Here is a 9,124-nt window from a genome sequence, read left to right as displayed (position 1 = left end):
GCTACTCCCGAAAATACCTCGGTGAGTGAACCTGATCACAAGCTAGCCAACACAGAAATTACCCCTCAAACCAGTGAGCCACAACCTGATGCACATAAAACGCAAAATAATCTACATCAGGATGATGCGAAAAATGCGGCTCTGCAACGTTACTGGCTAGTCAACCGTTACCACACCGCAACCTTGCTTTCGCGCGATATCTGGCAACTGTGGCACACGACGCTGGGCCAGTGGCTAATCCCCAGTGCCATTCATCAAGATGAAGCTCTGCGTGAGGCGCTAGCAAAAAAGCAGCTGATTACCCGCTCTGCGCCCGGTTCGCTGGCCATGCAGGATTTCCTGTCACTGGCTACTTGGTGTAAAGCACAGCTGGAGCGGCCCTGATGTTCGGCTCAGCACTGGGCTGGATTTTTGCCCCCGAATTTACAGCTAGCATACAGGCGCGCTATCAGCGTTATCACCGCCACTGGCGCAGCCCGATAGCCCTGTGTGGTGTAGTGTTATGGCTACTCATATGGTCGGTATTTCGCCTTGAATCGCCCGCTTGCCAGTGGCTGAGTCAAAATAAACAGACTCTTTATCCGCTATTGCGCCAACCTAAACGGCAGTTTGCTGACCCACTACGCTTGCTGATACAAACTATTTGGCTATTGCTGCGCGGTGCGTACAACCACAAGACCAACGTTGCACAAAAAATCAGCAAGTTATCTGCCGCACTGTTTGGTCATCTCTCCACACTCAAGCAGCGGCTGTACCACAAGATCAACACATTCCAGTACTACAACTCACCGCTCCTGCGTTCATTGAGTGAAAAAGGCCCGTGGTACCAAACCAATAATTGGCTGACCGCTGCGCTGCGCTGGGGTTATCTGGTGATTGCACTACTGCTGGCGGTACTCTGTATTACCGAGCCTTTTGGCCTGTTGGCCCAGCTGACATTTGTGATCATCTTGTGGGTAATGGCACTGCTGATCCGTAATATTCCTGGCCGGTTTTCCAGCATGATGATGATCGTGCTTTCGGTGGTTATCTCCTGCCGTTACCTGTGGTGGCGCTATACCGCCACCTTAAACTGGGATAACGGCGTCGATCTCTTCTTCGGCCTTGGCCTGTTGGCCGCCGAAACTTACTCATGGCTGGTGCTGATGCTGGGTTATTTTCAGACCATCTGGCCGTTACACCGCAGCCCCTATCCGCTGCCAGCTAATATGGATAACTGGCCCTCGGTTGATATTTATATCCCTACATATAATGAGGATTTATCAGTTATCCGCCCGACCGTGTACGCAGCACTCGGCTTAGACTGGCCGCAAGAAAAACTCAATATCTACATTTTGGATGATGGGAAGCGGAGCTATTTAGCTGATTTTGCGGCCGAAGTGGGTGTGCACTATCTGATTCGGGATAACAATTTCCACGCCAAAGCCGGTAATTTGAATGCCGCCATGAAAATCACCAACGGCGAATTTATTGCGGTTTTTGACTGTGACCACATCCCTACTCGTTCATTTTTACAAATGACTCTCGGCTGGTTTGTTAAAGATGACAAACTCGGGGTGATGCAGACACCGCACCACTTCTTTTCACCCGACCCGTTTGAGCGCAACTTGGGTAACTTTCGTAAAACGCCCAATGAAAACACCCTGTTTTACGGTTTGGTGCAAGACGGTAATGACACTTGGGATGCCACTTTTTTCTGCGGATCGTGCGCAGTGATCCGCCGCTCGGCACTGGAAGAGATTGGTGGGTTTGCAGTAGAAACCGTGACCGAAGATGCGCACACCTCGTTGCGGCTGCACCGCCACGGCTACCGATCTGCCTATATCCGGATCCCGCAGGCGGCAGGGCTGGCTACCGAGAGCCTTTCAGCGCATGTCGGGCAGCGGATACGCTGGGCACGCGGCATGGTACAAATATTCCGGCTAGATAACCCGTTGTTTGGGAAAGGGTTATCATGGGCACAACGCATCTGCTACAGCAACGCAATGCTGCACTTTTTATCGGGTGTTCCCCGTTTGGTATACCTGACTGCGCCACTGGCATTTTTAATTTTCCATGCCTATATCATCTACGCCCCAGCAGTAATGATTTTGCTGTACGTTGTTCCACATATGGTGCACGCCAGCTTAACCAACTCGCGCATTCAGGGAAAATACCGCTACTCTTTTTGGAGTGAGATCTACGAAACCGTACTCTCTTGGTATATCGCACGGCCGACTACAGTGGCACTGATCAACCCACGCAAAGGGAAATTCAATGTCACCGCCAAAGGTGGGCTGATTGATGATCAATATTTTGACTGGGATATCTCACGGCCCTTTTTGGTACTGGCGATGCTCAACTTAATTGGCGTCGGATTTGCCGGTTACCGTTTTATCTGGGGGCCGGGTGATGAAATGATCACTGTTTTTGTCAGCCTGTTGTGGACTTTTTACAACTTGCTGCTGCTCGGTGGTGCGGTAGCAGTAGCCTCAGAGGTCAAACAGGTGCGACGCACTCATCGCGTGCAAATCACCTTGCCTGCCGTGGTTTACCGTAACAATGGGCATGCTTACCCTTGCACCATGGTCGACTACTCTGATGGCGGTGTAGGTATCGAGATGCCGCAGGTGCAAAAATTTGATGCCGGTGAAACCGTGCAACTGATGCTCAAACGCGGCACACAAGAGTTTCTGTTTAAATCCCGTGTCTGTAATCAGCGCAATACTTTTTTGGGAATACAGCTGGAGCATATGGATTTGCAGTCTCATATCCACTTTGTACAGTGTACCTTTGCCCGTGCCGACACTTGGGCAATGTGGCAAGAGAGCTACCAAGTTGATCAGCCAATGCGCAGCATCCGCGATATTTTTGCGGTCGGGCTGCGTGGTTATAAGCAAATGGCCAAACAAGCTCCGGCTTCCGTTCGCTGGCTGATTAATGCCCTTGTGTGGATCACCGAATGGATCGGAACATTTATGCCTCATACCCCGACAATGAGCCCAGTTGCGGACCCTGTTAACTCGAAGCAAGAAGCTAAATCATGACTGAATTATCAAAAAAAATCATGCTGATCGCGCTCTCCCTAATCGGGGTCACTCCGGTATTGGTAGAGGCCGAAACGGTTGCCAGTAATCTGGCACAAACCCAAACGGCCATGCCGCTGGCTGCCATGCCCGCCAGCGTGCAAACCAGTACTGCGCCACAACTGACACCCGCGGCGTCAACCACCTCCACCGAAATAAGCTCGGCAGAGACACCGCCAGTCAAAAACGAACAACTGACATTTAATCAGCTGCTCCCTTCCGGTGTTTTAGAGCTGCGTAATGCCTTAAAAACCATCAAGCTTGATTTTGGTGTCCGCAGTGATCAGGTGATCACCAATGCCAACTTGCATCTGGTGTTTACCCCCTCTCCGGCCATGATCCCCGTAATGTCACAGCTCAAAGTGTATATGAATGATGAGCTGATGCAGGTTATTGCCATTGAGCAGAACCAAATGGGTAAAGAGATCAACCAAACTATCCCGCTAGAATCTAAATTCATCAAAGATTTCAACACGCTGCGCTTTGAGTTAATCGGCCACTATGAGGCCGACTGTGAAGATCCATTGAACAACGCACTGTGGGCCGATCTCAGCCGTAAAAGCACCCTTGATTTAACCGTTCAGTCATTAGCACTGAAAAATAATCTGGCCATGTTCCCTGAGCCATTTTTTGATCCGCGGGATATCAACACCTTAACCTTACCGTTTGTCTTCCAGCAGACGCCGTCACTGACCACTCAAAAAGCGGCATCAACACTGGCCTCTTGGTTTGGGATCAAAGCCGCGTGGCGCGGGCAGCAATTTCCGGTGCTGTTTAATCAGTTGCCTGAGCGTAACGCGATCATCTTCGCGACCAACAGCAATCGGCCTGACTTTTTAAAAGACTATCCGCCGGTAGATGCACCAACTGTTGAGATGATCAGCCACCCGGATAATCCGTATATTAAACTGTTACTGATCCTTGGCCGTAATGATGATGATTTACTGACTGCCAGCCAAGGCATTGCGCTAGGAAATACGCTGCTGCGCGGGCAATCAACCACCATTAATCAAGTTGATTTACTGGCTAAACGTAAACCCTACGATGCGCCAAACTGGATCCGTACCGACCGCCCGATTCCGTTTAGTGAGCTGATGGAGTATCCGCAGCAGTTACAGGTCTCTGGCCTGACACCCAGCCCCATCACCCTAAACATGAATGTGCCGCCGGATCTGTTCACTTGGCGCAGCTCGGGCATTCCGCTCAACTTACAGTATCGTTATACACCGCCAGTAACTACCGACAGCTCGCGGCTGAATGTGAGCATTAACGATCAGTTCGTACAGGCCTTTTTGCTGCGCGATTCCGGACAAGGCGGCAGCTCTGAGCGAGTACGTTTACCGGTACTGACCAACATGTTCACCAACGACAACAACGTGATGATTCCGGCACTCAAAATTGGTGCGCGTAACCAGTTACGTTTTGATTTCTCGTTTGGCTCCTATGTTAATGGCGGGCCAAAAGGCACATGTGTGACCAACATTACCCCTAATGTGCAGGCCGCTATCGAGCCAAGCTCAACCATCGATTTTAGCGGTTACCACCACTATATCGCGATGCCTGATCTGCGCGCCTTTGCCAACGTAGGCTTCCCGTTTACCCGTTTGGCCGATTTGTCTCAAACACTGGTCTTAATGCCGGAAAAACCTGACAACGCAGAGCTCGATCTGCTGTTTAGCCTGATGGGGCGGATGGGCGCATCAACTGGCTATCCGGTGATTAATGTCAGCCTGACCGATGACTGGCAACAGGCCAAAACCGCCGATAAAGATCTGCTACTGATTGGCCAGTTACCCTCAGATGAGCTGCTGCTAAGCAAAGATCACAGCGGGTTAATCAAACAGAGCCGTGCATGGCTCAGTCAGCCAATGCGTCAAATCAGTGATCTGCAACTGACTCCATCACAAGAACCAAACCCGAGCGTACAGGCCGCCAGCCGTGTCGACACGCAATCTGAAGGGAATATTGCCGCAATGGTCGGCTTTGAATCACCGTACGGTACACAGCGCAGCGTTGTTGCGATGATGGCTTCAGAGGCAAACAATTTTGACCTGATCACCCACAGCCTAAATGACTCCGGCAAAGTGGCCGCAATGAATGGTTCGGTAGTTGTGTTCCGAGATGGTCAGCTTCACAGTGATCGTGTCGGTGAAATGTACTATGTCGGCCAATTACCGTGGTGGATGCTGTTGTGGTATCACCTGTCGCACTATCCGGTAGTACTGGCACTGGTTGCCGCTCTGTCGGTTGTCTTGGTCGCGATTGCATTGTGGAATACGCTGCGCTGGGTTACCCGTCGCCGTTTGGATGATGATCGCCGTTAATTCATCATTAATTTGAATCAGCAGGGAAAGAGTGGCGCAGCACATGAAAAGGATCACCGTGAACAACGCCCTGATCACACTCCTACTGACCGTCATGCTGACGGTCAGCCCTGTGCTGCAGGCCGCGTCCTGCGAATGGCCCGACTGGACGCTGTTTAAGCAGCGCTTTTTAGATGACTCAGGACGGATCATTGATCGCAGTGATCCGCGCCAGATAACCACCTCAGAAGGACAATCCTACGGGCTATTTTTTGCGCTGATTGCCGGAGATAAAACGGCATTCCGCCAGATATTACGCTGGACAGAGACGCATCTGGCGCAAGATGATTTAAGTGAGAATCTTCCCGCCTGGCTATGGGGGCGAGATGATCAGGGCAACATGCAGGTGCTTGATAAAAACTCGGCGTCAGATTCAGATTTATGGATAGCTTACAGCCTAAAAGAGGCCGGTAGGCTCTGGAAGATCCGTGATTATCAGAGCCAATCGGCCCTGCTGCTACAAAAAATCCTGCAACAGGAAGTCAGTAATCTGCCGCAACTTGGCCCGATGTTGCTGCCCGGCAATCAGGGGTTCATCAAGCCCGACTACTGGACGCTTAACCCAAGTTATCTGCCGCCATTTATCCTCGATAATCTGGCAGCGAGCTACCCAAACAGCCGCTGGCCAGCTATCCGCCAAGCGACCCACACCCTGCTGTTGGAGAGCGCCCCCCACGGTTTTGCGCCTAACTGGATTAACTGGACCAAACAACAACAGTGGCAACCCAAAGCCGATGCCCCATGGCTCGGCAGCTACGATGCCATTCGTGTTTATCTGTGGGTGGGGATGCTAAACCCTGAAGCTCCTGATTTTGCCCCTCTGATTGCCCATTTTCAGCCAATGGTCAGCTATGTCAGTGAGCATCAGCAGCCGCCTGAAAAAATAGATATACAATCATTACAGGTGAGCGGAAACCCGCCGGTTGGCTTTTCAGCCGCGCTGTTACCGCTGCTCAAACAGTCAAAAGCAGACAAAGCGCTGGCCGAACAACGCCAGAAAATTGCAGATAACCCACTGGCGGTTGATGCTTATTACAACAGTGCTCTAACACTGTTTGGGCTGGGTTGGCTGGAAAACCGCTACTCATTTTCACCGCAAGGTGAGCTGATTTTACAAGGTCGTACCGCATGTCAGGATTAAAACCACTGATCTATTCGCTATTGGCTGTCAGCCTCAGTCAGGCCATTCCACACGTCAGTGCTGCGCAGCCGACGGCTGAGGTCTCACCGGTCAACTGGTTACTCAGCCAGATCCAGTTAGGTGAGTCACGCTTTCGTGATGATTTGGTACAAGACTCGCTGCACCGCCTGTTCAGCATTGATCCGAATAACCCTGACGGTTTAAGTGCCCAGCTACGCCTTGATCTGAGGCAAAATAATCCCTCTGCAGCCGCCTCTACACTGGCAAGGTTAAAACAGATAGCGCCTGACTCGTTAGCTTATAAAACTGCACAAATAAACTACAACCTGACGCAGCCACAGCAAAAAGCCAAACTGCAACAGGCCCGCCTGTTTGCCCGTGCTGGCCGTTACGAGCAAGCCCTGACGCTGTATCAAGATCTGTTTCACGGCGTATTCCCAACCCCGATACTGGCACTTGAATACTGGGATACCGCCGCACAAAGTGGGCAAACCGAGCAAGCTCAACACGCACTGCAACAGCTCAATGCTCTGTATCCCAATAACGGCGCTGTGCAATTGGCGTATGCCCGATTATTACTGGATAAAACCCCTGACTCTGCGGCAGCATTTGCTCTGCTTGGCAAGCTGGCCGATAACCCGATTGAACGCAATAATGCCTCACAGCTTTGGTATAACCAGTTGCAACGGTTACCACAACAGCAGTCTACTGCCGACCTGTGGCAACGCTATCTCAGCCTTTATCCCGATGCTAGCCCAGAGGCTAAAAACGGGTACACCGAGCTAGCTGCACTGCTGAAAAACCCAGCATTTCAGGCTAAAGCACGGGCTTATAGTCAGCTAGACAATAACTCAACCAACTATGGGCAAATTGAACAAGAGCTGCAAAAAGCGCTGCGCGGATACCCCAATGATCCGCAGCTGATTGGTGAGCTAGGCCGGTTACGCCTGCGGCAAGGGCGGCATGCCGATGCCATCAGCCTATTTGAACGGGCACAAAAGCTCGACACCTCAGCAGACGATGCCGGTAAATGGTCAGCGCTGGTCAGTACCGCCCGCTACTGGCAACAGATTAATCTGGGGGATAAAGCACTGGAGCAGGGGCAGCTTAATCAGGCTGAAAATGCTTACCGCCGCGCATTACCGATTGAACCTACTGACCCGTACGCCAATATCGGGCTAGCCAGTGTTGCCGCCAAACGCGGCGAGACAGCCAAAGCCGATCAACTGTATCAGCAGGCCCTGCGCCAGCAGCCCGATAACAGCAGCGCCCTGCGTGGTCGAGTTAACTTATATTTGGAAAAAGACCCAGCCAAAGCCCGCCGTTTACTGGCAACGCTGTCGCCCGCACAGCGTAAAAGCTTTGCCAGTGACTTAAACCGGATTGAAGCCACACAATTGCAAAAAGAGGCCGAACAGATGATCGGCCAGCAAAAACTGCTCGGCGCGGAAGGAAAATACAGCCAAGCATTGCGCTTGCAGCCTGATGATGTCTGGCTAGCTTATAATTTAGCCAAACTGCGCGCCCAGCTTGGTCAGCAAAATGCAGCAGAAACCTTCTCGCCACTGCTGGCAAAAAAACCGGCAGACCCTGAGCTGCGCTATGCCTATAGCCTGTTTTTAGCCGGACAAGGGCAGGAACAACAGGCTATCCGCAGCCTACGAACGTTGCCGGAAACCCAGTGGGATACACGGATGCACGAACTGGCCAGTCGGCTGGAGTTTGGCAATATCATGGATAATGCCCGTGCCATGTATAACCGTGGGCAAAATAAAACGGCCATCGCCTATCTGCTGATGCAGCAAAAAACTTATCCTGATCGCGCGGCAATTCCACTGACACTCGGTGACTGGGCACAACAAGCAGCCCAGTGGTCAGCGGCACGCGGCTATTATCAACAGGCATTGAAACTCGAACCCAATAATGCCGATGCAACCCTCAGCCTGATTGAAATTGATGTTGCCCAAGGCCGTAAACAGGCCGCGCAACAGGCATTAAACAGCTTCACTACCGAGCATCTGTCATCTGGCGCAACTCCTGCGGCAACCGCACAAAATAGCGAAGCGCGTGTTACACCGGATATGCAGCGGCGAGCGGCCAATTTATGGACACAACTGGGTAACCCGCAACAAGCCCGCTCACTGTTGACCCCGTTACTGACCGCCGAAACCAAAGATCCGCTACTTTTTCGGGATGCAGGGCGGGTAGAGCGCTTAACGGGCAACCCGCAGCAGGCGACCCGTGATTTTGAACGCGCCTTACAACTTATTGATCAACCTGCCAGCCAGAGTGCAAAACCCCAAGTAGCAAGCACGGTAAGAACCCCTACCGAAAGCGAAGACAAAACCGATAACACGGCACCGAATATCACCGAGCAACAGCATCTTGATGCTACGCGCCAGACACGGATTAATCCGCAAGATGACTGGCTAAAACGCAGTATTCGCAGTGATGCCGAGAACCTGTACCGTCAGCAAGACCCGACCGTTACGCTCGAATATGACCGCTGGGGCAGCAAGGGCACGGCCGGAACATCAGATCTCAGCGCCGGTAAC

5 protein-coding genes are annotated in these 9,124 nt (G+C 51.9%); all 5 read left to right on the top strand.

The window, feature by feature from the left end; translation table 11 throughout:
• Positions 1-384 (top strand): cellulose synthase operon protein YhjQ/BcsQ (locus ACRC27_RS11875; RefSeq protein WP_438639957.1); only part of this gene is annotated, 384 nt, incomplete at its 5' end.
• Positions 384-3,026, top strand: coding sequence for a UDP-forming cellulose synthase catalytic subunit (gene bcsA / locus ACRC27_RS11870; RefSeq protein ID WP_438631008.1), 2,643 nt, complete (start codon positions 384-386; stop codon positions 3,024-3,026). The genes ACRC27_RS11875 and bcsA, both read left to right, overlap by 1 nt.
• Positions 3,023-5,389: a cellulose biosynthesis cyclic di-GMP-binding regulatory protein BcsB gene (gene bcsB, locus ACRC27_RS11865; RefSeq protein ID WP_438622572.1), complete on the top strand. Its 2,367-nt coding sequence runs from the start codon at positions 3,023-3,025 to the stop codon at positions 5,387-5,389. Before bcsA ends, bcsB begins: the two co-directional genes overlap by 4 nt.
• A gap of 43 nt (positions 5,390-5,432) precedes the next feature.
• Positions 5,433-6,569, top strand: coding sequence for a cellulose synthase complex periplasmic endoglucanase BcsZ (gene bcsZ / locus ACRC27_RS11860; RefSeq protein WP_438639956.1), 1,137 nt, complete (start codon positions 5,433-5,435; stop codon positions 6,567-6,569).
• On the top strand, positions 6,557-9,124 hold a 2,568-nt coding region (locus ACRC27_RS11855), incomplete at its 3' end, for a tetratricopeptide repeat protein (RefSeq protein WP_438639955.1). The genes bcsZ and ACRC27_RS11855, both read left to right, overlap by 13 nt.

Source organism: Plesiomonas sp., from assembly GCF_051650925.1.
Taxonomy (GTDB): domain Bacteria; phylum Pseudomonadota; class Gammaproteobacteria; order Enterobacterales; family CAMTGL01; genus Plesiomonas.
Note: the sequence above shows the minus strand (reverse complement) of the source record. Positions and strands in the feature narration are given on the sequence as shown.